Consider the following 23,182-nt stretch of genomic DNA (forward strand, 5'->3'; position numbering starts at 1 on the left):
ACGCAAGGGACGGAAGTCCCGATCCGACGGCGTTTCCGGCAGCACGACATCGACGACGATGCGGGAGGACCCCCACATGGCAGCCACGCCCAGCACGACCCCGACGCCGGCCACGCGCCGCGCCGTGGTGGTCGGCGGCAACCGGATCCCGTTCGCCCGCTCCGGCGGGCGGTACGCGCGGGTCGGCAACCTCGACATGCTCACCGCGGCGCTCGACGGGCTCGTCGCGCGCTACGGCCTCCAGGACGAGGTGCTCGGGGAGGTGGTGGCCGGCGCCGTCCTCAAGCACAGCCGCGACTTCAACCTCACCCGCGAGGCCGTGCTCGGGTCACCGCTGTCGGCGCGCACGCCCGCCTACGACCTGCAGCAGGCCTGCGCGACCGGCCTCGAGGCCGTCGTGTCGGTGGCGAACAAGATCCGGCTCGGGCAGGTCGAGTCCGGCATCGCGGGCGGCGTCGACACCGCGTCCGACGTCCCGATCACCGTCAGCGAGGGGCTGCGCCGCACGCTGCTGACGCTCGCCCGGGCGCGGTCCGTCCCCCAGCGGCTCAAGGCCGCCGCCGCGCTGCGCCCCGGGGACCTCAAGCCCGTCACCCCGCGCACCGACGAGCCGCGCACCGGCCTGTCGATGGGCGAGCACCAGGCGCTCACGACGGCGCAGTGGGGCATCACCCGCGCCGCGCAGGACGAGCTCGCGCTCGCCAGCCACCAGCGGCTCGCGGCGGCCTACGACGCCGGGTTCTTCGACGACCTCGTGACGCCGTACCGCGGGCTGGTCCGCGACCAGAACCTGCGGCCCGACACCTCGCTCGAGAAGCTCGGTTCGCTCAAGCCGGTGTTCGGCACCCGGCTCGACACCCCGGCGACGATGACCGCCGGCAACTCCACGCCGCTCACCGACGGCGCGTCCACCGTGCTGCTGGCCTCCGAGGACTGGGCCCGCGAGCGCGGACTGACCCCGCTCGCCGCCGTCGTCGACGCCGAGACCGCCGCCGTCGACTTCGTGCACGGCGAGGACGGGCTGCTCATGGCGCCGGTGTTCGCGGTGCCGCGGCTGCTCGCCCGGCAGGGGCTGACGCTCGCCGACCTCGACTACGTGGAGATCCACGAGGCCTTCGCCGCCACGGTGCTCAGCACCCTCGCCGCGTGGGAGGACAAGGAGTTCTGCCTCACGCGCCTCGGGCTGGACGACGCGCTGGGCTCCGTCGACCGCGACCGGCTCAACGTGCACGGGTCCTCGCTCGCGGCCGGGCACCCGTTCGCCGCCACCGGCGGGCGGATCGTCGCGACGACCGCCCAGCAGCTCCACCGCCGTCGCGCCGAGCTGCTGGCCGCCGGCGAGGACCGGCCGGTGCGGGCCCTGGTGTCCGTGTGCGCCGCCGGCGGCCTCGGCGTCGCCGCGATCCTGGAGGCGGTGTGATGACGACCGACCGCTACCTCGACCTCGTCAACGACGGGCTCACCGCGAAGATCGCGAAGCAGCTCGGCCTGCCGCGTCCCGCGCGCCTGCACCGGTACCGCGCCGGGGCCCCGCTCGTCGACGGGCCGGTGCTCGTGCTCGGCGAGGGGCCGGACGCCGACGCGCTCGCCCGCCTGCTCGCCGGGACGTCGGCCGACCACAAGGGCTGGGACCTCGACGTCCGGCGGCACGCCACCGAGGGCACCCGGTTCGCGGCGGTCGTGCTCGCGCTCAGCGAGGTCACGCACCCCGAGGCGCTCGCCGGCCCGCTGCTCGCCCTCGCGCCCGTGCTGCGGACGCTCACCCCGCACGGCCGCGTCGTGACGGTCTCCCGGCCCGCCACCCCCGACCAGGCACCGGCGGTCGCCGCCGCCCGGCAGGGCGTGGACGGTGCGCTGCGCTCCGTGGCCAAGGAGCTGCGCGCCGGCGCGACCGCCAACGGCGTGGTCGTCGCGGACGGTGTGCCCGTCACCGCCCCGGCCGCCCTCGGCGCGCTGCGGTTCCTGCTGTCCGCGCGGTCGGCGTACGTCGACGGCCAGCTCCTCGCGGTCGACTCCGACGCCGGCACGCTGCCCGCCGACTGGGACCAGCCGCTCGCCGGGCGCGTCGCCGTCGTCACCGGCGCCGCCCGCGGCATCGGCGAGGCCATCACCACGACGCTCGCCCGGGACGGCGCGACCGTCGTGGCGGTGGACGTCCCCGCCGCCGGCGAGGCGCTGGCGGCCGTCGCCAACCGCGTGCGCGGGACCGCGCTGCAGCTCGACGTCACCGCCGAGGACGCCGGGGCGCGGATCCTCGAGCACGCGCTGGCCCGGCACGGCCGGCTCGACGTCGTCGTGCACAACGCCGGGATCACGCGGGACAAGCTGCTCGCCAACATGACGCCCGACCGCTGGGAGTCCGTCATCGCCGTGAACGTCGCGGCCCAGCTCCGCATCAACGAGGCGCTGCTGACCTCCGGCGACTTCGCCGACGCCCCCCGGATCGTGTCGCTCGCGTCCACCTCCGGCATCGCCGGCAACCGCGGCCAGACCAACTACGCCGCGTCCAAGGGCGGCGTGATCGGCATGGTCCAGGCCACCGCGCCCCTGCTCGCGGCGTTCGGCGGCACGGCGAACGCGGTCGCGCCCGGGTTCATCGAGACCGACATGACCGCCCGGATGCCCGCCCTCACCCGGCAGGTCGCGCGGCGGCTGTCCTCGCTGCAGCAGGGCGGGCTGCCGGTCGACGTCGCCGAGGCGGTCGCGTTCCTCGCGTCCCCGCCGGCCGGCGGCGTCGTCGGGCAGGTGCTGCGGGTGTGCGGGCAGAGCATGGTGGGCCGGTGACGGCGGCCACCACCGCCGGCGCGCGACGCCCGGTCGAGCTCGGCACCGTGCCCCGGCTGGGGGCGCTGTACGCCCGGGCCGGGGCGTCGGCGGTGCGGGGGCGGCTCGGCGGGGGCGCGTCCGGGGGCGGGCGCGCGTCGGGGGGCGGAGGCGCGTCGGGGGGCGTCGCCGCGCTGCCCGCCGTCGAGCACCTGCTGCGCGGCGTCCGGCCGGACGTCGACCACCTGACGGCGTACCAGCACCACGTGGGCGAGCCCGCGACGGACGAGCTGCCCGCCGGGTACGCGCACGTGCTCGCGTTCCCCGTGGCCATCGCCCTCGTCGTGCGGCCGGAGTTCCCGCTGCCCGCGCTCGGCATGGTCCACCTGGCGAACCGCGTCGTGCAGCGCGCGCCGCTGCACGTCGGGGACGCGCTCCACATCCGGGCGTGGGCGCAGGACCTGCGGCCGCACCGCCGCGGCGCGCAGGTCGACCTGGTGACCGAGGTCCGGCCGGCGGGCGGGCCGGACGTCGACCCGCCCGCGTGGCGCGGCGTGTCCACCTACCTCGCCGTCGGGTCCCGGGCCGCCGGCGAGGCCCCGGAGGAGGAGCCGCGACCGCCGTTCGAGCCCCCCGTCCCCACGGGCCGGTGGGCGCTCGCCGCGGACACCGGCCGCCGCTACGCCGCCGTGTCCGGCGACGCGAACCCCATCCACCTGTCCCCGCTCACCGCGCGGGCGCTCGGGTTCCCCCGGGCGATCGCCCACGGCATGGACACCGCCGCCCGGGCGCTCGCCGCGGTCGGGGCGCGGCGGGGGCCGGCGTACGCGTGGGACGTCGAGTTCGCCGCGCCGGTGCTGCTGCCGTCGTCCCCGTCGGTGCGGACCGCCCCGACCGATGAGGGCTGGACGGTCACCGCCTGGGACGCGAAGCGAGGCAAGCTGCACCTCGTCTCGCACGTCCGCCCCCTGCGCTGACGGGACCGCACGCCAGGCCGCGCGCGTGCGTGCTGCCTCCCGTGCGCGTGCCCCGCGCCGACCCCCGCGTGCGCGAGCACCGCGCCGAGAGTCCAGGACACGCGGACGCCGCGTCTGGAATCCCGGGCGTGTCCTGGCGTCTCGGCATGAGGGCCAGAGGGGGAGGGTTGATCGCAGGCCTGAGCGTGAGCGCACGGGCCTGAGCATGAGCGCGCGGGCCTGGGCGCGCGGGCGCTCCCTCCCGTGCGCGCGGGCGCTCCCTCGCGTGCGCGGGCGCCGCGCCGAAAGTCCCGGACACGGGGGCGTCGCCGCCCGAATCCCGGGCGTGTCCTGGCGTCTCGGCATGAGGGCGAGAGGGGGAGGGTTGATCGCAGGCCTGAGCGTGAGCGCACGGGCCTGAGCATGAGCGCGCGGGCCTGGGCGCGCGGGCGCTCCCTCCCGTGCGCGGGCGCCGCGCCGAAAGTCCAGGACACGCGGGCGTCGCCGCCCGAATCCCGGGCGTGTCCTGGCATCGCGGCGTGAGGGCCAGAGCAAGAGCGGCTGCGCGCGGGCTTGGGCGTGAGCGCGCGGGCGCTCCCTCGCGTGCGCGGGCGCCGCGCCGAAAGTCCAGGACACGCGGGCGCTGCCGCCCGGATCCCGGGCGTGTCCTGGCATCTCGGCGTGAGGGCCAGAGCAAGAGCGGCTGAGCGCGGGCCAGAGCGTGAGCGGCTGAGCGCGGGCCTGAACGTGAGCGGCTGAGCGCGGGCCTGAACGTGAGCGGCTGAGCGCGGGCTTGGGCGTGAGCGCGCGGGCGCTCCGTGCGCGGGCGCGAGTGCTGCGTCGAGAGTCCAGGACACGCGGGCGCTGCGGCCCGGATCCCGGGCGTGTCCTGGCATCTCGGCGTGAGGGGGTGCGCGGGAGGGGGCGGGCGGGCGAGTGGGCGGGCGGGCGGGCGCGTGGGGCTGTGGGTGGCGGGTGGGAGGGTGGGCGCATGACCACCCCCCGCGAGGACGTGCTGGAGCCCTGGACCGGGACCTGGGAGCCGGAGGGCGACTACGACCGCCTGCTGCTCGACGGCCTCGACCTCTCCGGTGCCGACGGCGAGGGCGCCCGGCTCGTCGAGTGCCTGCTGCGGGGCTGCGACCTGGAGGGCGCGACCCTCGACCACGCGCGCCTCGTCGACACCACGCTCGCGGACTGCCGGGCGGGCGCCGTGCGGGCGCGCGGGGGCTCGTGGCGGGACGTCGCGCTGCGGGGGTGCCGGTTCGGCGCCGTCGAGGCGTTCGGCGGCACCTGGGACCGGGTGACGGTCGAGGGCGGCAAGATCGACTACCTCAACCTGCGCGACTCCCGGGTGCAGGACCTGCGGTTCACCGGCTGCACGATCGGGGACCTGGACCTCGCGGGCGTGCGCGCCGCCCGCGTGACGCTCGCGGACTGCCGCGTCGGCCGGCTCGACGTCACCCGCGCCCAGCTCCGCGACACCGACCTGCGGGGCGCCGAGCTCGCCGGCGTCGACGGGATCGCGGGCCTGCGGGGCACGACGATCAGCCGCGAGCAGCTCGTGGACCTGTCCGAGGTGCTCGCCGCGCACCTCGGCGTGACGGTGGACTGACGGGGCTCAGTCCTCCACGGCCGGGCCGCACGCGGCCGCCGCCGTCGCCGCGATGGACTCGATGCCCGTGACCGCCGGCCGCGGACGCGGGTCGTCGGCCACCGCCCAGCAGCCGTCGACGACCTCGTAGCGGGCGCGCGGGCCGTGCTCGACGAAGGCGCGCAGGCCGTCGAGCAGCCGGTCCACGACCTCGGCCGTCGTCCCGACCCCGACCGACGCCCGGACCGCACCGCCCGTCACGCCGACGCGCGCCAGCAGCGGGTGCGCGCAGAACCGGCCGTCGCGGACGCCCACCCCGTGCTCGGCCGAGAGGTACGCGGCGACGAGGCCCGGGTCGTGCTCCCCCACGGTGAACGACACGACGCCGACCGGGTCCGCGGAGTCCGGCCACAGCCGCAGCACCCGCACGCCGGGGACCGCCGCGAGGCCGTCGAGCAGCCGGTCGCGCAGCGCCGACTCGTGCGCCGCCAGCGCGCCCTCGGGCAGGGCGGACAGGGCGTCGCACGCCTCCGCGAGCGCCACCGCGCCCAGCACGTTCGGGGAGCCGCCCTCGTGCCGGGCGGGCGCCGGCTGCCACAGCGTGCGGTCGGTGCGCACGTCCCGGACGGCGCCGCCGCCCGCGAGGTACGGCGTGCCGGCGTCCAGCCAGTCGCGCCGGCCGACGAGCGCGCCGGCGCCGAACGGCGCGTACGTCTTGTGCCCGGAGAACGCCACGTAGTCGACCCCCGACTCCGCCAGCGAGAACGCCCGGTGCGGCAGGAGCTGCGCCCCGTCGACCGCGACCCGCGCCCCGCCCTCCTGCGCGAGCGCGACGACGGACGCCAGCGGCAGCGACTCGCCGGTCACGTTGGAGGCCCCGGTCACGGTGACGAGCGCGTACGGCTGCCGGGCGAGCTCCGCGCGGAGCGACGCGAGCGTCTCCGCGACGGTCGCCGCCACCGGCAGGATCGTCGCGACCCGGCCCGACCCGCGCACGGACCGCACCCAGGGCAGCAGGTTCGCGTGGTGCTCGACGTCCAGCACGAGCACGCGCCCGCCCTCCGGGACGCAGCCGGCCAGCAGGTTCAGCGCGTCGGTGGTGTTGCGGGTGATGACGGCGACGTCGTCGGGCCGGGCGCCGGCGAACCGGGCGACCGCCGCGCGGGACGCCTCGTACAGGGCGGTCGACACCTGGGACAGGTACCCGGCGCCGCGGTGCACCGACGCGTACAGCGGCAGCACCTCGACGACGCGGGTGGCCACCGCCTCCAGAGCGGGCGCGGACGCGGCGTAGTCGAGGTTGGCGTACGGCACCGACCGGCCGTCGACCAGCGGGACGGGCGTGTCACCCCCGACCACGGGCAGCAGGGCGGTGGCGCAGGACAGGGTGCTGACGGACATGGGAGGACCCCCGGTGGATCTCGGTGGGGGCCCGGTCACCGACCGGGCGACCCCGCGCTTGCCGGCCACCGGTCGGTGGACGGCCAGGTCGTCACCCGGGGCACCCCGCCGCGGTGGGAGGGTTGCCGGCCAGCGAGCCGGGGCTTCGCGCTGGCGCTCATGACCTACGCTCGAGGATGCGGCGCGGTCCGCGCGGGTGTCAACCGTCGTCCACAGTGCGGCCTCACCCGCCCCGGGGGCCCGGGGCATGGCGTAGCATCGCCGCACCATCCAGAGCGGCCGAGAGATCTGGCTCGTCGACGCCGCAGCAACCCGCGGCCCGGGGCTCCCACGAGCACGGGCCGGCCGAGGGTGCTTCCGCCAGGTCCGATGGAGGAGAGCATGACGACGACCGACGACCGCCTGCGCTACCGGCTGCTGACCGGGCCGGACGACCGCACGTTCTGCGAGCGGGTGAGCGCCGCCCTCGACGAGGGCTACGTGCTGCACGGCAGCCCCGCCGCGACCTTCGACGGCCAGCGGGTGGTGGTCGCCCAGGCGGTGGTGCTGCCCGAGGCGGCGCGCGCCGAGGTCCGGCCGCTGTGACCGCCCCGTACGCGGGTGACCTCACCCCGCAGGAGGCCTGGGACCTGCTCGCGTCCGACCCGCGCGCCGTCCTCGTGGACGTCCGCACCGAGGGCGAGTGGCAGACGATCGGCGTCCCGGACACCGCGGAGCTCGCCGACGGCGACGAGCGGACCGCGTTCGTCGAGTGGACCGACGGGACCGGCCGCCCCAACCCGGCGTTCCTCGACGGGCTCGCGGCCGCGGGGATCGTCGCGGGCGAGCCGCGCCCGGTGGTGTTCCTGTGCCGTTCGGGCGTCCGGTCGGTGGCCGCCGCGACGACGGCGACCGCCGCGGGCCTCGGCCCGGCGTACAACGTGCTGACCGGCTTCGAGGGCGACGTCGGCCCCGACGGGCGCCGCGGGCACACCGGCTGGCGCGCCGCCGGCCTGCCGTGGCGGGACGCGTGAGGCCCGCCCCCGGACCCGGCGACTGGCGCGACGAGCGGCTCCCCCGGGAGTCGCTGCGCCCCGACACGCTCGCCGTGCGCGGCGGCACCGTCCGGTCCGGGTTCCAGGAGACGTCCGAGGCGCTGTTCCTCACGCAGGGCTACGTGTACGAGCGTGCCGCCGACGCCGAGGCGGCGTTCGCGGGTGAGGCCGACCGGTTCCTGTACTCCCGCTACGGCAACCCGACGGTGTCGACGTTCGAGGAGCGGCTGCGGCTGCTCGAGGGCGCCGAGGCCTGCTACGCCACCGCGTCGGGCATGTCCGCGGTGTTCACGGCGCTCGCCGCCCTGGTCCGCTCCGGGTCGCGCGTCGTCGCCGCCCGGGCGCTGTTCGGGTCCTCCGTGGTGATCTTCGACGAGATCCTCGCGGGCTGGGGCGTGCGCACCGACTACGTGGACGGGCACGTCCCGGAGCAGTGGGAGGCGGCGCTCGCGACCCCCGCCGACGTGGTGTTCTTCGAGACCCCGTCGAACCCGATGCAGGACCTCGTCGACATCGCCGCCGTGAGCCGGCTCGCGCACGCCGCCGGGGCGGTCGTCGTCGTCGACAACGTGTTCGCCACCCCGGTGCTGTCGCGGCCCCTGGAGCTCGGCGCGGACGTGGTCGTCTACTCGGCGACCAAGCACATCGACGGGCAGGGGCGGGTGCTCGGCGGGGCGATCCTCGGCACCGACGCGTACGTGCACGGACCGGTGCAGACGCTGATCCGCAACACCGGGCCGTCGCTGTCCGCGTTCAACGCGTGGGTGCTGCTCAAGGGCCTGGAGACGCTGTCGCTGCGGGTCCGCCACCAGACCGCGTCCGCCTTCGCGCTGGCCGGCTGGCTGGAGGAGCACCCCGCCGTGTCCGGCGTGCGCTACCCGTACCTGCCGTCCCACCCGCAGCACGCCCTCGCGCGGGCGCAGCAGGACGGCGGCGGGACGGTCGTGACGTTCGGGCTGCGGGTGCCGGAGGACGCGGGGCCGGACGAGGCGAAGCGCGCGACGTTCGCCGTGCTCGACGCGCTGCGGGTCATCGACATCTCGAACAACCTGGGCGACGCGAAGTCCCTCGTCACGCACCCGGCGACGACCACGCACCGCAAGCTCGGTCCGGCCGGGCGCGCCGCGGTCGGCATCGCGGAGTCCACGGTGCGGCTGTCCGTGGGCCTCGAGGACGTCGAGGACCTCCGCGACGACCTCGCCCAGGCCCTCGACACGCTCCCGGCCTGACACCCGGGGCCACGCACCGACCCGCCCGCCGCACGGAGCCGTCCCCGCATCCCGCGGTTCGGATCCGTTCGCACCGACGCGCCCGGCGAGTCCGCACGAACGGATCCGAACGGCGGAAGAGGGAGGGGGCGAGGGGGCGAGGGGGCGGGGAGGCGCGGGTGCCGGGGCGGGTGGGGGCAGGGTCAGGCGACGAGGGCGCGGAGCTCGTCCTCGGCCGCCGGGCCGCCCGCGAGCGGGAGCAGGACCACGCCGTCGACACCGGCGCGGCGCGCGAGCTCGCGCACCTCGGCGGCCAGCAGGGCCGGCGTGGTGACGACCCGGGTCGCGGCGGGCGACCAGCCCAGGCCGGACAGGGCGTCGAGGTACTCGAGGTGCGAGCGCTTGCGGCGGGCGGTGCGCTCGTCCGACGCGAGCACGACCTCGAGGTCCAGCACCACCCGCACCTCGGCGCGGTCGCGGCCGGCGTCGGCCACGGCCTCCTCGACGAGCGCGACCACCCGGGCGAGCGCCCCGACCGTCGGCACGGCCACGGAGAACTCGAGGCGGATGACGTCGGCGCGGGCGGCGGCGAGCGCGATCGCGGTCTCGGAGCCGGGGCGGAGCTCGACGGTGCGGACGCCGTAGTCGGGGCTGCCGACGTGGATGTCGGGGCCGGCGGCGGCCGGAGCTGCGGACCGGACGGTCGCGGCGGCGGCGGGTGCGGGCACGGCCGGCACGGCGGCGACCGGCTCGGCCCCGTCGACGCGACGGGGCCCCGGGGCCGGGAACCCGGCGGGAAGGGCGACGTGGTGGCGGCCGGGAGCGGTGGCGGCGACGGGAAGACGGGTGGCGACCGCGGGCGCGCGGTGCAGCACGTGCTGAGCCATGGGGGTGTCCTCGAAGGGTGAGGCGGGGTGCGCGACGAGGGCCGTCCGGCCGCGGGCGCGCGGGGTCGTCAGCTCAGCGACAACACACCCGGCTCAGGAACACGCACGCACCGTAGCCCGGCCCCGCGGGGCGGGACCACGGCGCGTCCACATGGCGGGCACCGGTGAACGGCGGCCGTCAGGAGACGAGCGCCCGCATCACCGAGGTGAAGAACCGCAGCCCGTCCGTGCCGCTGCGGGGGCCGCGCGCGCCGTCCGGCCCGAAGCCCGCCTCGACCGCGTGCTCGGGGTGCGGCATGAGGCCGACGACGTTGCCGCGGGCGTTGCTGATGCCGGCGATGCCGCGGCGGGACCCGTTGGGGTTGTGGTCCTCGTAGCGGAAGACCACGCGTCCCTCGCCCTCGAGCTCGTCGAGCGTGCGCTCGTCGGCGACGTACTGGCCGTCCTGGTTCTTCAGGGGGATCGTGATGCGCTCGCCCTGGCGGTACTCGCGCGTCCAGGCCGTGTCCGTGGACTGCACCGACAGCACCTGCTCGCGGCAGACGAAGTGCAGGTGGTCGTTCTTGATCATCGAGCCGGGCAGCAGGTGCGCCTCGGTGAGGACCTGGAACCCGTTGCAGATGCCGAGCACGGGCATGCCCTTGCCGGCGGCCTCGACGACCTCGCCCATGACGGGCGCGAAGCGGCTGATCGCCCCGGCGCGCAGGTAGTCGCCGTAGGAGAACCCGCCGGGCAGCACGACGGCGTCGACGCCGTGCAGGTCGGCGTCCGCGTGCCAGAGCGCGACCGGCTCGGCGCCCGCGAGCCGCACGGCCCGCGCGGCGTCCCGGTCGTCGAGCGTCCCCGGGAAGGTGACGACGCCGATGCGGGTCATCAGGCCAGACCCTCCGAGGCGACGGTCGCGGCGGCGTCGGCCTCGGAGTCGGCGACCCGCACGACGTCCTCGATCACCGGGTTGGACAGCACCTGCTCGGCGGCGGCGGCCGCGGCCGCGAGCACCTCGGGGGTGACGGGGCCGTCGACCTCGAGCTCGAAGCGCTTGCCCTGCCGGACGGAGGTGAACTGGCCGAACCCGAGCCGCGGCAGCGCCCCGGCGACGGCCTTGCCCTGCGGGTCGAGGATCTCCGGCTTGGGCATCACATCGACGACGACTCGTCCCACGGGTGAGCTCCCTGGTTCGCGGCGGTGGGGGTGGGGCCCAGCCTACCGACCGCCGGGGGCGCTCCGGTCCGCGCGGTCGGCAGGCGGGCGCGGTCCGTCCCGCACGCGGCGGCGGCGCCCGGCGGTCAGGCCGCCCGCACCACGCCCACGTGCGCCTCGGCCCCGCCGGTGAGGTACTCCCAGACGGTGCTGGTGCGACCGTCGCCCAGCTCCGGCGAGTAGCCGACCACCACGACGGCCCAGCCCCGGTCGAGCAGCGCGTCGCGCCAGGCGTCGTCGTGCTCGGCCACCAGCTCGTCGCCGTCCCCGACCCACAGGGTGGCCCAGCCGCCGGCCGCGGTGAGCGACGCCCGGTGCCCGTCGACCTCCGCCAGGCGCGGGTCGTCGGGGGTGCCGAGGCCGAGCGCCGCGACGAGCCGCGTCACCGGGGCGCGCGCGGCGGGGTCATCGTCGGCGGGGTGCACCACCCAGCACGCGACCGGCCGGCCGTCGCGCGGGTGGAGCCCGAGGGCGGTGCGCGCGGCGACGCCGCGGGCCTGGCAGACGGGGTGGCGGGGAGGCATCGCCCTCGACGCTACGTCGGGGTCCCGGACGGCGCACCGGGCCGTCTGGGTGCTGCCACCCGTCGGCAGGAGATCGACGCACGACGGCGGAGGAGGCCCTCCCGGGGGCCCGGGTCGACGCGCCACGATGACGGCATGGACATCGCCACGGACGCCGCCCTCCTCGTCATCGACGTGCAGCAGGGCTTCGACGACGCCGGGTTCTGGGGCCGCCGCGACAACCCGGACGCCGAGGGGAACATCGGCGCGCTGCTCGCCGCCTGGCGGCGCACGGGTCGCCCGGTCGTGGTCGTGCAGCACGTGTCGGCGCCGGGCAGGCCGCTGGCGGCGGACGCGCCCGGGCACGCGCTGAAGCCGGTGGTCGCGGGGGTGGAGCCGGCGCTGCTGGTGCGCAAGACGGTGAACTCCGCGTTCTACGGCACGCCCGACCTGCACGCCTGGCTGGGTGCCGCGGGCGTGCGGCAGCTCGTGCTCTGCGGGATCCAGACCAACATGTGCGTCGAGACGACCGCGCGGATGGCCGGCAACCTCGGGTACGACGTCGTGCTGCCGGTCGACGCCACGCACACCTTCGACCTGGCGGGGCCGGACGGGACGGTGCTCCGCGCCGAGGACCTCGCCCGCGCGACCGTCACGAACCTGCACGGCGGCGGGTTCGCGCGCGTGGTCGCGACGGCGGACGTGCTCGCGGCGGCGGAGCGCCCGGCGGCCTGACCCGCCCTCACAGCTCCCGGTGCGTCCAGCGCCCCGCGAGCAGCGTCCCGGCGACCGGCAGCTCCCGCAGCGCGGTCGACGCCGACAGCGGGTCGGCGTCGAGCACCGCCAGGTCGGCGGGCGCCCCGACGGCGAGCGTCAGCGGCTGCCCGTCGGTGGAGGCGCGCAGGGCCGTCAGCAGGTCGAGCCGCTGCTCCGGGTGCCAGGGCTCGCGTCCGTCGCGGGTGCGCTCCACCGCGGCCGCCACGGCGATCCACGGGTCGAGCGGCGCGACGGGCGCGTCCGAGCCGAGCGCGAGCCGCACCCCCGCGGCGGCCAGGGTGGCGAACGGGAACGCGCGGTGCGTGCGGCCCGCCCAGTGGCGGTCGGCGACGTCCCGGTCGTCCACGGCGTGCTCGGGCTGCACGGAGGCGACGACGTCGAGCGCCGCGAACCGGGCGACGTCCGCGTCGACGAGCAGCTGGGCGTGCTCCACCGAGCCGCGCGCGCCGGACGCCTCGAACGCGTCGAGGGCGAGCGTGTTGGCGTGGTCCCCGATCGCGTGGATCGCGCACGTGAGGCCCTTGCGGTGGGCGTGCGTCATGAGCGGCACGAGGTGCTCGGGCGGCACGGACAGCACGCCGTGGGCGTCCGGGCCGCTCAGGCCGGGGTACGGGTCGTGGCAGTAGGCGGTGCGGGTGTTGAGCGAGCCGTCGGTGACGACCTTGAGCGGCCCCTGCTGCAGCAGGCCGCCGGTGCCGACGACGACGTCGCCCGTGCGCAGCTCCTCGGCGAGCACCCGGTCGAGGAACGGCTCCCAGACGCCGGCGCGGACGCGCAGGGAGTCGAACCCCGCCGCCGTGCGCCGCCGCCACGGGCCGAGGTTCTCGGTGATCTCGTAGTCGACCACCCCGACCACGCCCCGCCGGGCGGCCGCGCGCGCCGCGTCCGCGACCCAGGCGTCCGCCACCTCGTCGGGCACCTGGTCGACGACGGCGGTCAGCGGCAGCCACTCCGTCTCGCGCAGCAGGCCCGTGGGGTGCGCCGGCACGCCCGCGTACCGCAGCCCGGCCGTGCTGAACCACGCGCAGTGCAGGTCACCCGACACCAGGACGACGGGCGTCTCCCCCACGGCGGCGTCGAGCAGCGCGGACGTCGGCTCGTCCGGCCACAGCCCGTCGCGGAACCCGTAGCCCACCAGCGCGGTGCCGGGCAGCATGACGGTCGCGGCGAGGCGCTCGGTGACCAGGCGGACCGCGTGCGCCGCCGACGTGGCGCCCGAGACGTCGAGCCGCTGGCGCGCGAGCGCCCACTGCGTCAGGTGGGTGTGCTGGTCCCAGAGCCCCGGGACGACGGTGCGCCCGTCCAGGTCGACCTGCTCGACGCCGGCTCCGGCCGTGCGGGCGAGGTCCGGCCCCACGGCGTGCACCCGCCCGTCGCGCAGCAGCACGTCGACGGTGCGGGCGGCGCCCAGCAGGCGCGCGCGGGTGAGGACGAGCGGTCGGGACATGGGACTCCGTTCGGTGCGGCGGGCGGGCGCCCGCGGGGCGTCAACCCTGGTCGGGTCGGCGGGCGAGCTCGGCACGCATCGCCGCGGCGAGCCCCGGGTTGGCGTAGTGCGGGTCGTCCTCGAGGGCGGTGGCGACGCGCTCGGCGACCTCGCGGGGCTTGTCCTGGCTGAGCTTGGCCTTGCCCTGCCAGCGCGTGACGCGCATCCGGAACCCCACGGCGCCGGGCGCGATGCGGCGGGCGTAGCCCTCGACGTCGGGCATCCGGACCGGGTCGGGCATCGGGGCCTCGTACCGGTCGACGGTCGCGCCCATGACGGCGTACGACTCCTCGGGGCCGAGCAGCTCGAGCGTCCCGTACAGGTGCACGGCCACGTAGTTCCAGGTCGGCACGGCGGGCGCGTAGCCGTACCAGCCCGGCGAGACGTAGCCGTACGGCCCCTCGACCACGAGCAGGTGCTCCCGGGTGCCGTCGACGTCGTGCAGCAGCTCGTCCGGCCGGCCGAGGTGGCTCAGCACGCTCAGGGGCGCCGCGGGGACGGTGAACCGGTCCGGCAGGGCGCGCGCGTGCCGCCCGGGCCGGCGCGGGGCGGCGGGCAGCGGGTCGGCGGGGCCGTCCGGTCCGGGCGCGGCGCCCGGCCGCGCGGCCGGGTCTTCCCCCGGAGCCCCCTCCTCCAGCAGGATCGGCACGTGCGACGCGACCGGCCCGTCGGCGGTCGCCGACACGAGCGTCGCCCAGCCGTGCTCCCGCACGAGGTCCCGCACGCGCGCCTCGTCGGTGAGCACGTAGTCCTCGGTGTGGATCACGTGCCCCATGCAACCACCGCGACGGGCCCGGGCGGCAGCACCCGCGCGTGTCGGACACGTTAAAGATTCATTTCCTACTGAACTTTCAGCACTCACCCTATTGACGGGTCGTCGCTGCCCACGGTCGACTGAGCCACCCCCGAGGCACCCCCGGATGTGGAGGCTCCCCATGAACTCGACGCGACCCCGGCTGCTGGCCGGAGCCCTCGCGCTCTCCCTGACCCTCGCCGCGTGCAGCGGCGGCGGCGGGTCCGACGACGCCGCCTCCACCGCGACCGGCGGCGGCGCGATCAGCGTGGGCGTCACCGACCCGGCCCAGATCATCCCCGGCCGCCAGACCGTCGCCTACGACTTCAGCATGGCCGTGTGGTCCTCGCTGACCTGGGCGGACGACGCCGGCGACCTGACGATGCTGGCCGCCGAGTCGGTCGAGTCCGACGACGCGACGACCTGGACCATCACGCTCAAGGACGGCTGGACGTTCCACGACGGCACCCCGGTGACCGCCCAGGACTACGTCGACTCCTGGAACGCGGTGGCGTACGGCCCGAACGCGTTCGAGAACACCGGCCAGCTCGCGAACGTCGTGGGCTACGCCGACCTCAACCCCGCCGAGGGCGAGCCCACCACCACCGAGATGTCCGGCCTGACGGTGGTGGACGACCTGACGTTCACCGTCGAGCTGACCGGCCCCGACGGGCAGTTCCCCCTCCAGCTCAGCCAGGGCCAGACGGCGATGTACCCGATGCCCGCCACCGCCGCCGACGACTTCGACGCGTACAACCGGCACCCGGTCGGCAACGGCCCGTTCGCGCTCACGGACGACTACGTCGAGAACGAGCCGCTGGTGGTCGAGCGCTACGCGGACTACCAGGGCCCGGCGCCGTCGGTGGACCGGATCAGCTTCGTGCCGTACGCGGACACCACGACCGCCTACACCGACGTGCAGGCCGGCAACCTCGACGTCGTCGGCGTCCCGGCCTCCCGCCTCCAGCAGGCGCCCGCGGACTTCGGCGACCGGCTGTACTCCTTCGAGGCGCCCGGCATCTCCTACCTCGGCCTGCCGCTGTGGGACGAGCGCTACTCCGACGTCCGGGTGCGCCAGGCGATCTCCATGGCGATCGACCGGGAGACCATCGACGAGGTCATCTACGGCGGCACCTTCACGCCCGCCACCGCGCTCACCCCGGCGGTCGAGGCCGGCACGCCCGAGGGCATCTGCGGCGAGCTGTGCGAGTACGACCCCGACGCCGCCAAGGCCCTGCTCGACGAGGCCGGCGGGTTCGACGGCACCATCGACATCTACTACCCCGGCGGCATCGGCCTGGACGAGCTCTACACCGCCATCGCCAACCAGCTCCGGCAGAACCTCGGCGTCGAGTCGGTCGCCACCCCCAGCACGGACTGGGCCGAGTTCTACGAGACCCGGCTGAACGGGGACGTCGACGGGCCGTTCTTCTCCCGCTGGGGCGCGCTGTACCCCAGCCAGCAGAACACGCTGCGGGCGTTCTACGTGGACGGCGGCGGCTGCGCCAACTGCATCCCGTACTACGAGCCGGAGGTCGCCGAGCTCATCGCCACCGCCGACGCCCAGGTGGACGCCGCGGACGCGGCCGACGCCTACGCCGCGGTGCAGGAGCGGATCATGGAGGACTTCCCGGCGCCGCCGCTGTTCTTCGAGACCTACTCCTACGTGACGTCGGAGCGCGTCGCGGACCTGCCGACCTCGGCGGTCGGCAACCCGACGTACGCCGCCGTGACGCTGGCCGAGGGCGCATGAGCCGGCGCACCACCGGCGCGGCGGGCTCGCTCGAGGACGTCCTCGAGCGGGTCCGCCGCGTGCCTCCCCTGCACGACTTCCCGGGCGTCGACGCGCTGCTCGCCTGGTTCGACGCCCTGGCCGGCGACCACCCCGGGCTGGTGCGGCGCCGGCGCATCGGGACCTCCCGGCTCGGCGAGCCGCTGTGGTCGTACGCCGTCGGCCACGGGCCGCGCCCCCAGCTCCTGTTCGCCGGGGTCCACCCCAACGAGCCGATCGGGTTCCGCACGCTGCAGCACCTGGCCGCCGAGCTGGTCGCCGACGAGGAGCTGCGGGAGGCGAGCGCGTCGACCTGGCACCTCGTGCCGTGCATCGACCCGGACGGCACCCGCCTCAACGAGGGCTGGTTCGCGGACCCGACCGACCGCACCGCGTACGCGCGCCGGTTCTACCGCCCGGCCCCGGACGAGCAGGTGGAGTGGTCGTTCCCGTTCGCGCACCGGGACGCCTGGTTCGACGCGGTGATCCCCGAGACGCAGGCGCTGATGCGGCTCATCGACGACGTGCGGCCCGAGCTGATGATGTCGCTGCACAACGCCGAGATGGGCGGCGTCTACTACTACGTGAGCGAGGACGTGCCCGGCGTCGTGCCCGCCCTGCACGCGGTGCCGCGGGCGCTGGGCCTGCCGCTCGACACCGGCGAGCCCGAGTCGCCCTCGCTGCGGCGCATGGCCCCGGCCGTGTACTGGGCGATGTCGACCCGCGACGAGTACGAGTACCTCGACTCCCTCGGCCTGGACGCCGCGTCGATGGTCGGGGGCGAGTCCTCCGCGGCCTACGCCGCCCGGTACGGCACGGTCAGCCTGGTCGCGGAGCTGCCCTACTGGTCGCACCCGCTGGCCGAGGACGACACGCCGACCTCGGCGGACTACGCGGACGTCGTGCGGGCGAAGGGCGAGGCGCTGCTCGAGCTGGGCGGCGCGCTCGCCGGCCTGCTCGACGAGGCCCGGCCGGACCTGTCCGTGCGCACGCCGTTCCTGCGGGCCAGCGAGGCGTTCGTCCCGATGATGTCGGTGTCCGGCCGCACGGAGATCGCGCGGGCCGCCCGGCCCGGGACGTCCCGCCCGGCCACCGCAGCCGAGGTGTTCAGCACCGAGGACGTGGTGCGGTGCTTCCGGCTGCGGTTCGGCGGGATGCTGCTGCGCGCGCTCGACGCCGAGGTGGCCGCGGGCATCGCCACCGCGCGCGTCCGCCGGGTGCTGGACCGCGGGCGCGCGCTGTACGAGGAGTGGGTCGCGGAGGCCGAGGGCGTGACCGGCGTGCAGGTGCTGCCGGTCGAGAAGCTCGTCGGCGTGCAGTACGGCGCGGCGCTGGCGACCGTGCGGTGCCTGGCGGACCGGGCGGGCGGTGGCCGGTGAGCCGCTACCTCGTCCGCCGCGTCGCCGAGCTCGTCCTGGTGTTCCTCGGCGTCACGCTCATCATCTACCTCATGGTCTTCGCCCTGCCGGGCGACCCGATCCAGGCGCTCGGCGGCGACCGGCCGCTGCCCCCGAACGTCGTGGCGGAGCTGCGCGACCGCTACCACCTGGACGAGCCGGTGCTCCAGCAGTACGCCCGCTACCTCGGCGGCCTGGTGCAGGGCGACCTGGGGACCAACTTCACGGGCCAGTCGGTCGGCGAGCGCATGTCGCTGCGCTGGCCGGTCACCATCACGCTCGCGCTCACGGCGTGGGGCATCGAGGTGGTGCTCGGCGTGCTCCTCGGCCTGTTCGCGGGCCTGCGGCGCGGGCGCACCGCGGACCGGCTGGTGCTGGCCGGGACGATCCTCGCGACCAGCATCCCGGTGTTCGTGGTGGCGGTGTCCGCCCAGCTGCTGTTCGGCGTGCGGCTCGGCTGGTTCCCGGTCGCCGGCACCACGGCGGGCTGGCCGACCTCGTACCTGCTGCCCGCCCTCGTCATCGCGGTGTTCGGGCTCGCGTCCGTCACGCGCCTCATGCGCGGCAGCGTGGTCGACACCCTGCAGTCCGACTTCGTGCGGACGCTGTGGGCCAAGGGCCTGCGGCGCCGCGAGGTGGTCGGCGTCCACGTGATGCGCAACTCCGCCATCCCGGTGCTGACGTTTCTGGCGATCGACCTCGGCTACCTGCTCGGCGGCACCGTCGTCGTCGAGGGCGTGTTCAACCTGCCGGGCGTCGGGAACCTGCTGTTCCAGGCGATCCGCACCCACGAGGGCCCGACGGTGGTGGGCGTCTCCACGGCGCTGATCATCGTGTTCCTGCTGACCAACCTCGTCGTGGACCTGCTGTCGTCCGTGCTCGACCCGAGGATCCGCCATGAGTGAGACGATCGCCGCGACCGCGCTCGACCCGGCGCAGGGCGCCCCCGCCGCCGGGCCGGCCACGCCCCGCGGGGTGTGGCGCACGCTGCGGCGCCGGCCCCTGTTCTGGGTCTGCGCCGTCGTCCTCGCGCTGCTCGCCCTCGTCGCCGTCGCCCCGCAGGCGTTCGCCGGGCTGTTCGGCCAGCCGGACCCGCGCGTGTGCGACCTGTCCGCGAGCGCCCGCCCGCCCGGCGGCGACCACGTGTTCGGCACCGACGTGCAGGGCTGCGACGTGTTCGCGAACGTCGTGTACGGCACCCGCGCCTCCCTCACGGTCGGGGTGCTGTGCACCGTCATCGCGCTGCTCGTCGCGCTCGTCCTGGGGACGGCCGCCGGGTTCTACGGCGGGTTCGCGGACCGGCTGATCGCCCGGCTCACCGACGTGTTCCTCGGCTTCCCGTTCCTGCTCGGGGCCGTCGTGGTGCTGACGTCCATCGGCACCCGCTCCGCCGTCACGGTCGCCCTGGTGCTCGCGCTGTTCTCCTGGCCGACGATGGCGCGCCTCGTGCGGTCGTCCGTGCGCGCGGTGCGGGACGCCCCCTACGTGGAGGCGGCACGGGCGATGGGCCTGCGGGACCGGCGGATCATCGCGCGGTACGTGCTGCCGAACTCCATCGGGCCGGTGCTGGCCGTCGCGACCACGATGGTCGGCGGCGTCATCGTCTCGGAGTCCACGCTGACGTTCCTCGGGCTCGGGCTGCGCGCGCCGTCGATCTCCTGGGGCCTGCAGCTCTCCAGCGCGCAGGCGTACTTCCAGACCTCCCCGCACATGCTCGTGTTCCCGAGCCTGTTCCTGACCGTGACCGTCCTCGCGATGATCACCCTGGGTGACGTGCTGCGCGACACCCTGGACCCGAGGTCGCGCTGACCGCGCGACCGGGGCCCACCCGACCCGACCGACCCGGCCCGCCGACCGCGGGCCCGCCGACCGAGAGGCACCACCCGATGTCCGACCGCACCGCCCAGACCGTCCGATCCGCCGCCCCCTACCTGTGGTCGTGGGTGGAGCAGCAGGCCGCGTACCGCCGCGCGACCGGCGTCCAGGTGGCCGTGCGGGTGGACGGCGAGCTGCTGCTGGACGCGGCGTGGGGCGTGGCCGACGTGACGACCGGGGAGCCGCTCACCACCGGGCACCTGTTCCGGATCGCGTCGCACTCCAAGACGTTCACCGCGACGGCCGTGATGCAGCTCGTGGAGCAGGGCCGGCTGCGGCTGGACGACACGCTCGGCACGTACGTCCCGGAGCTCGCCGCCTCGCCGCTGGCGTCGCGGACGCTCCGCGAGGTGCTCGGGCACCAGGCGGGGGTGGTCCGCGACGGCGACCGCGCGGACTTCTGGCAGCTCGACGGGCCGTTCCCCGACCGGGAGGCGCTGCTGGCCGACGTCCTCGCGCACGGCGAGGTGTACGGCCCGAACGAGCACTTCAAGTACTCGAACGTCGGCTACTCGCTGCTCGGCCTCGTCATCGAGGAGGTCACGGGGCTGCCCTACGCGCAGCACCTGCACCGCGCCGTCGTCGAGCCGCTCGGGCTCACGCGCACCGGCGCCGAGTACGACCCCGCGCGCGCGTCCGAGTACGCCGCCGGGCACACCGGGCTGCTGGACGCCGACGACCGCCGCGAGCGCATCGAGCACGTCGACACCCGCGCGATGGCGGCGGCGACCGGCTTCTACTCGACCGCGGCCGAGCTGTCCGCCTACGGCTCCGCGCACGTGCTCGGCGACGAGCGGCTGCTCACCGACGCGTCCAAGCGCCTCATGCAGCGGCTCGAGTCGATCGTCACCGCCTACGGCACCGAGGTCGGCCGGTACGGCGTCGGCATGGACCGGCACACCATCGGCGACCGGGAGGTGGTCGGGCACTCCGGCGGCTACCCCGGGCACATCACGCGCACCTACGTCGACCCGGAGGACGGCCTCGTCGTCAGCGTGCTCACCAACGCGGTGGACGGCCCCGCCGACCCGATCGCCGTCGGGCTGATCAAGCTGGTCGACCTGGCCCTGAAGGCGCCCGAGGCGCCCGGGCCGGGTGGGGAGGCCGCGGCGGGCGCACGCCCGCTCGCCGACTACACCGGCCGGTTCGCGAACCTGTGGGGCGTCATGGACGTCGCCGAGCTCGGGGACCGGCTGGTGCTGCTGCGGCCCTCCGCCCCGGACCCGGTCGCCGCCTACGAGGAGCTCACCGTCGCCGGGCCGGACGCGCTGCAGATCCACCGCGGCCCCGGGTTCGGGACCGTCGGCGAGCGGCTCACCTACGAGCGCGACGCCGACGGCACCGTGACCAGCGTCCGTGCCGCGATGACGTCCTGGCCGCTGGCCGAGTTCCGGGCACGCCGGACCGCGATGACGGTCCGGCGTGCCGGCGCCCTGCCCGCCCCTACGGTGAGCGCATGACGACCGCCCCGGACCCCGCCGAGCCCACCCTCGACGACGACGCCCTCGAGTGGATCGAGCAGTTCGCCTCCACGTGGGACAACGCGAACAGCTCGCGCATGGAGGGCCGCGTCGTCGGCCTGCTCATGATCATCGACCGGCCCTACCTGTCGTCCCAGCAGATCGCCACGCTGCTGCAGGCGTCGGCCGGCGCCGTGTCGACCGCCACGCGGCACCTCGTCGAGATCGGCTTCATCCTGCGGCACTCCATCCCCGGCGACCGGAACCACTACTTCCGCGCCGAGGACGACATCTGGGGCTCGTGGCTCGCGAGCGAGCGCACGTACCTGCCGCGGCTCCAGCGGGTCATCGACTCCGGGCTGATGGCCGTCTCGGAGACCGACCCCGGCCCGCGACGGCGCCTGCTCAACGCCCGCAACTACTTCGAGTGGCTCGCCGGCTACCACCGCCAGATGCTCGCGGACTGGGAGGCCCACCGCGACGCCCTGGCCGCCGCCGACACCGCCGCCGCCCCTCCCGCCCCCACCCCTCCCGAGACCCCAGGAGCACCGTGAGCGCCACCACCGAGCCCGTGCTGCGGGTGCGCGACCTGACCGTGACGTTCCGCGTCGACGGCGGGCGCTCCCCGGACGTCCACGCGGTGCGCGGCGTGTCGTACGACCTGCTGCCGGGCGAGGTCCTCGCGGTGGTCGGCGAGTCCGGCTCCGGCAAGTCCGTGTCGTCCCTCGCGCTGCTCGGCCTGCTGCCCGGCACCGCCCGCGTCAGCGGCAGCGCCCGCCTGGGCGACCAGGAGCTCGTGGGCCTCGACCGCCGCGCGCTGTCCGAGGTGCGCGGCCGGCGGATCGCGATGATCTTCCAGGACCCGGGCAACGCGCTGGACCCGGTGTTCACGGTCGGCTACCAGCTCCGCGAGATGCTGCGCCGGCACGTCCCCGGCCTGACGCGCGCGCAGCGCACCGCCCGCGCGGTCGAGCTGCTGCGCATGGTCGAGCTGCCCGACCCCGAGGAGCGGCTGCGGTTCTACCCGCACCAGCTCTCGGGCGGGCAGGCGCAGCGCGTGATGATCGCGATGGCCCTGGCCTGCGACCCGGAGATCCTCGTCGCCGACGAGCCGACCACCGCGCTGGACGTCACCGTGCAGCAGGAGGTGCTGGACGTGCTGCGCCGGCTGCGGGAGCGCACGTCCGCCGCGATCGTCCTCATCACGCACGACATGGGCGTGGTGGCCGACCTGGCCGACCGGGTCGTCGTCATGCGCGACGGCGAGGTGGTCGAGACGGCCGAGGTCGCCGCCCTGTTCGCCGCACCTGCCGCCGCGTACACCCGCACGCTGCTGGCCGCGGTGCCGCGCATCGGCGCGCCCGCCCGGGACAGCGCCGCCGACGACCGCGAGCGCCCGGCCCTCAACGTCGAGCGGCTCGTCGTGGAGTACCGCAACCGCCGCGGGCGCGTCGTGCGGGCCGTCGACGACGTGACGCTGCGGGTGCAGCCCGGGGAGATGGTGGCGCTGGTCGGCGAGTCCGGATCCGGCAAGTCCACGCTCGGCCGGTGCGCGCTCGGCCTGGCGCCGCTCACCTCCGGGACGGTCGAGGTGGTCGGCACCCGCCTCGGGACGGACACCCCGCGCGCCGTGCGGGCCGCGCGCACCCGCATCGGCGTCGTGTTCCAGAACCCGGCCGCGTCGCTCAACCCCCGGTACACCGTCGGGGAGTCCGTCGCGGAGCCGCTGCGCGTGCACGCGGGGCTGCGGGGGCCGGCCCTCGACGCACGCGTCGCCGAGCTGCTCGAGAGCGTCGAGCTGCCCGCCGCCTGGGCGTCCCGGTACCCGCACGAGCTGTCCGGCGGCCAGCGGCAGCGGGTGTCCATCGCGCGCGCCGTCTCGCTCGACCCGGAGCTGCTCATCGCCGACGAGCCGACCTCGGCCCTGGACGTCTCCGTGCAGGCCACGGTGCTGGAGCTGTTCCGGTCGATCCAGCAGCGGCTGCGGTTCGCGTGCCTGTTCATCAGCCACGACCTGGCCGTCGTGGACGAGCTCGCCGACCGCGTCGCCGTCATGCACCGCGGCCGGCTCGTGGAG

22 protein-coding genes and 1 riboswitch are annotated in these 23,182 nt (G+C 76.1%); of the genes, 15 read left to right on the plus strand and 7 right to left on the minus strand.

The genetic code is table 11. The features are described from left to right. Positions 1–76: 76 nt before the first annotated feature. The 4 genes from AAHH18_RS15885 (at position 77) to AAHH18_RS15900 (ending at position 5,334) form a co-directional block, all read left to right on the plus strand. On the plus strand, positions 77–1,420 hold the full coding sequence (locus tag AAHH18_RS15885; protein ID WP_343302281.1) for an acetyl-CoA C-acetyltransferase: 1,344 nt from the start codon (positions 77–79) through the stop codon (positions 1,418–1,420). After that, positions 1,420–2,784 carry a 3-oxoacyl-ACP reductase gene (locus AAHH18_RS15890; RefSeq protein WP_343302282.1) on the plus strand — a complete coding sequence of 455 codons (1,365 nt, stop codon included), beginning with the start codon at positions 1,420–1,422 and terminating at the stop codon, positions 2,782–2,784. Before AAHH18_RS15885 ends, AAHH18_RS15890 begins: the two co-directional genes overlap by 1 nt. Continuing rightward, the gene (locus AAHH18_RS15895; protein WP_343302283.1) at positions 2,781–3,740 is read left to right on the plus strand and encodes a MaoC/PaaZ C-terminal domain-containing protein; all 960 of its coding nucleotides are present in this window, start codon (positions 2,781–2,783) and stop codon (positions 3,738–3,740) included. The genes AAHH18_RS15890 and AAHH18_RS15895 overlap by 4 nt, the downstream gene beginning before the upstream one ends. A 970-nt stretch (positions 3,741–4,710) precedes the next feature. Next, positions 4,711–5,334, plus strand: a complete 624-nt coding sequence (locus AAHH18_RS15900; RefSeq protein ID WP_343302284.1) for a pentapeptide repeat-containing protein — start codon at positions 4,711–4,713, stop codon at positions 5,332–5,334. Between the two features lie 6 nt (positions 5,335–5,340). On the opposite strand, the gene AAHH18_RS15905 is transcribed toward AAHH18_RS15900, so the two are convergent. Continuing rightward, on the minus strand, positions 5,341–6,714 hold the full coding sequence (locus tag AAHH18_RS15905; RefSeq protein WP_343302285.1) for an aminotransferase class V-fold PLP-dependent enzyme: 1,374 nt from the start codon (positions 6,712–6,714) through the stop codon (positions 5,341–5,343). A gap of 49 nt (positions 6,715–6,763) precedes the next feature. Further along, a riboswitch (SAM riboswitch) is annotated at positions 6,764–6,879 on the minus strand. 216 nt (positions 6,880–7,095) lie between these two features. Here AAHH18_RS15905 and AAHH18_RS15910 point away from each other — a divergent pair. The 3 genes from AAHH18_RS15910 to AAHH18_RS15920 are packed head-to-tail and all read left to right on the plus strand — an operon-like array spanning position 7,096 to position 8,977. Continuing rightward, positions 7,096–7,299 (plus strand): DUF1737 domain-containing protein, encoded by a 204-nt coding sequence (locus AAHH18_RS15910; RefSeq protein ID WP_343302286.1) that lies wholly within the window; start codon positions 7,096–7,098, stop codon positions 7,297–7,299. After that, a complete protein-coding gene (locus tag AAHH18_RS15915) occupies positions 7,296–7,727 on the plus strand; it encodes a rhodanese-like domain-containing protein (protein ID WP_459349156.1) in 432 nt (143 codons plus the stop codon). Before AAHH18_RS15910 ends, AAHH18_RS15915 begins: the two co-directional genes overlap by 4 nt. After that, positions 7,724–8,977, plus strand: coding sequence for an O-succinylhomoserine sulfhydrylase (locus tag AAHH18_RS15920; protein WP_343302287.1), 1,254 nt, complete (start codon positions 7,724–7,726; stop codon positions 8,975–8,977). Before AAHH18_RS15915 ends, AAHH18_RS15920 begins: the two co-directional genes overlap by 4 nt. Before the next feature lie 182 nt (positions 8,978–9,159). On the opposite strand, the gene AAHH18_RS15925 is transcribed toward AAHH18_RS15920, so the two are convergent. The 4 genes from AAHH18_RS15925 to AAHH18_RS15940 form a co-directional block, all read right to left on the minus strand. Beyond that, positions 9,160–9,843, minus strand: a complete 684-nt coding sequence (locus AAHH18_RS15925; protein WP_343302288.1) for a hypothetical protein — start codon at positions 9,841–9,843, stop codon at positions 9,160–9,162. 178 nt (positions 9,844–10,021) lie between these two features. Next, positions 10,022–10,717 (minus strand): phosphoribosylformylglycinamidine synthase subunit PurQ, encoded by a 696-nt coding sequence (gene purQ / locus AAHH18_RS15930; protein ID WP_283319313.1) that lies wholly within the window; start codon positions 10,715–10,717, stop codon positions 10,022–10,024. Beyond that, positions 10,717–11,004, minus strand: coding sequence for a phosphoribosylformylglycinamidine synthase subunit PurS (purS, locus tag AAHH18_RS15935; protein ID WP_222170431.1), 288 nt, complete (start codon positions 11,002–11,004; stop codon positions 10,717–10,719). The genes purQ and purS overlap by 1 nt, the downstream gene beginning before the upstream one ends. Before the next feature lie 125 nt (positions 11,005–11,129). Then, positions 11,130–11,567, minus strand: coding sequence for a hypothetical protein (locus AAHH18_RS15940; protein ID WP_343302289.1), 438 nt, complete (start codon positions 11,565–11,567; stop codon positions 11,130–11,132). Between the two features lie 135 nt (positions 11,568–11,702). Here AAHH18_RS15940 and AAHH18_RS15945 point away from each other — a divergent pair, with 135 nt between their 5' ends. Then, on the plus strand, positions 11,703–12,281 hold the full coding sequence (locus tag AAHH18_RS15945; protein ID WP_343302290.1) for a cysteine hydrolase family protein: 579 nt from the start codon (positions 11,703–11,705) through the stop codon (positions 12,279–12,281). Positions 12,282–12,288: 7 nt separating this feature from the next. Here the strand turns inward: AAHH18_RS15945 and AAHH18_RS15950 are convergent, their stop codons facing one another. Both AAHH18_RS15950 and AAHH18_RS15955 read right to left on the minus strand, forming a co-directional pair. Continuing rightward, positions 12,289–13,770, minus strand: a complete 1,482-nt coding sequence (locus tag AAHH18_RS15950; RefSeq protein ID WP_343302291.1) for an amidohydrolase — start codon at positions 13,768–13,770, stop codon at positions 12,289–12,291. 40 nt (positions 13,771–13,810) lie between these two features. Beyond that, entirely contained in the window at positions 13,811–14,584 is a 774-nt protein-coding gene (locus AAHH18_RS15955; protein ID WP_343302292.1) for an FMN-binding negative transcriptional regulator, read from the minus strand. 160 nt (positions 14,585–14,744) lie between these two features. Between AAHH18_RS15955 and AAHH18_RS15960 the strand changes: the two genes are divergently transcribed. From AAHH18_RS15960 to AAHH18_RS15990, 7 genes are all read left to right on the plus strand, one after another. Continuing rightward, positions 14,745–16,355, plus strand: coding sequence for a peptide ABC transporter substrate-binding protein (locus AAHH18_RS15960; RefSeq protein ID WP_343302293.1), 1,611 nt, complete (start codon positions 14,745–14,747; stop codon positions 16,353–16,355). Beyond that, positions 16,352–17,752, plus strand: coding sequence for a M14 family zinc carboxypeptidase (locus AAHH18_RS15965; protein ID WP_343302294.1), 1,401 nt, complete (start codon positions 16,352–16,354; stop codon positions 17,750–17,752). The genes AAHH18_RS15960 and AAHH18_RS15965 overlap by 4 nt, the downstream gene beginning before the upstream one ends. Then, positions 17,749–18,675, plus strand: coding sequence for an ABC transporter permease (locus tag AAHH18_RS15970; RefSeq protein WP_343302295.1), 927 nt, complete (start codon positions 17,749–17,751; stop codon positions 18,673–18,675). Before AAHH18_RS15965 ends, AAHH18_RS15970 begins: the two co-directional genes overlap by 4 nt. Beyond that, positions 18,668–19,579, plus strand: coding sequence for an ABC transporter permease (locus AAHH18_RS15975; protein ID WP_343302296.1), 912 nt, complete (start codon positions 18,668–18,670; stop codon positions 19,577–19,579). Before AAHH18_RS15970 ends, AAHH18_RS15975 begins: the two co-directional genes overlap by 8 nt. A 77-nt stretch (positions 19,580–19,656) precedes the next feature. Continuing rightward, on the plus strand, positions 19,657–21,105 hold the full coding sequence (locus AAHH18_RS15980) for a serine hydrolase (RefSeq protein ID WP_343302297.1): 1,449 nt from the start codon (positions 19,657–19,659) through the stop codon (positions 21,103–21,105). Beyond that, a complete protein-coding gene (locus AAHH18_RS15985; protein WP_283319303.1) occupies positions 21,102–21,659 on the plus strand; it encodes a GbsR/MarR family transcriptional regulator in 558 nt (185 codons plus the stop codon). The genes AAHH18_RS15980 and AAHH18_RS15985 overlap by 4 nt, the downstream gene beginning before the upstream one ends. Then, a partial coding sequence (locus AAHH18_RS15990; protein WP_343302298.1) for an ABC transporter ATP-binding protein occupies positions 21,656–23,182 on the plus strand: 1,527 nt, incomplete at its 3' end. The genes AAHH18_RS15985 and AAHH18_RS15990, both read left to right, overlap by 4 nt.

The organism is Cellulomonas olei, assembly GCF_039548315.1.
Taxonomy (GTDB): domain Bacteria; phylum Actinomycetota; class Actinomycetes; order Actinomycetales; family Cellulomonadaceae; genus Cellulomonas.

Coding starts and splice junctions, on each gene's coding strand:
- AAHH18_RS15885 (WP_343302281.1), top strand. CDS start 77: ATGGCAGCCACGCCCAGCACGACCCCGACGCCGGCCACGCGCCGCGCC.
- AAHH18_RS15890 (WP_343302282.1), top strand. CDS start 1,420: ATGACGACCGACCGCTACCTCGACCTCGTCAACGACGGGCTCACCGCG.
- AAHH18_RS15900 (WP_343302284.1), top strand. CDS start 4,711: ATGACCACCCCCCGCGAGGACGTGCTGGAGCCCTGGACCGGGACCTGG.
- AAHH18_RS15905 (WP_343302285.1), bottom strand. CDS start 6,714: ATGTCCGTCAGCACCCTGTCCTGCGCCACCGCCCTGCTGCCCGTGGTC.
- AAHH18_RS15910 (WP_343302286.1), top strand. CDS start 7,096: ATGACGACGACCGACGACCGCCTGCGCTACCGGCTGCTGACCGGGCCG.
- AAHH18_RS15925 (WP_343302288.1), bottom strand. CDS start 9,843: ATGGCTCAGCACGTGCTGCACCGCGCGCCCGCGGTCGCCACCCGTCTT.
- purQ (WP_283319313.1), bottom strand. CDS start 10,717: ATGACCCGCATCGGCGTCGTCACCTTCCCGGGGACGCTCGACGACCGG.
- AAHH18_RS15940 (WP_343302289.1), bottom strand. CDS start 11,567: ATGCCTCCCCGCCACCCCGTCTGCCAGGCCCGCGGCGTCGCCGCGCGC.
- AAHH18_RS15945 (WP_343302290.1), top strand. CDS start 11,703: ATGGACATCGCCACGGACGCCGCCCTCCTCGTCATCGACGTGCAGCAG.
- AAHH18_RS15950 (WP_343302291.1), bottom strand. CDS start 13,770: ATGTCCCGACCGCTCGTCCTCACCCGCGCGCGCCTGCTGGGCGCCGCC.
- AAHH18_RS15955 (WP_343302292.1), bottom strand. CDS start 14,584: ATGGGGCACGTGATCCACACCGAGGACTACGTGCTCACCGACGAGGCG.
- AAHH18_RS15960 (WP_343302293.1), top strand. CDS start 14,745: ATGAACTCGACGCGACCCCGGCTGCTGGCCGGAGCCCTCGCGCTCTCC.
- AAHH18_RS15965 (WP_343302294.1), top strand. CDS start 16,352: ATGAGCCGGCGCACCACCGGCGCGGCGGGCTCGCTCGAGGACGTCCTC.
- AAHH18_RS15975 (WP_343302296.1), top strand. CDS start 18,668: ATGAGTGAGACGATCGCCGCGACCGCGCTCGACCCGGCGCAGGGCGCC.
- AAHH18_RS15980 (WP_343302297.1), top strand. CDS start 19,657: ATGTCCGACCGCACCGCCCAGACCGTCCGATCCGCCGCCCCCTACCTG.
- AAHH18_RS15985 (WP_283319303.1), top strand. CDS start 21,102: ATGACGACCGCCCCGGACCCCGCCGAGCCCACCCTCGACGACGACGCC.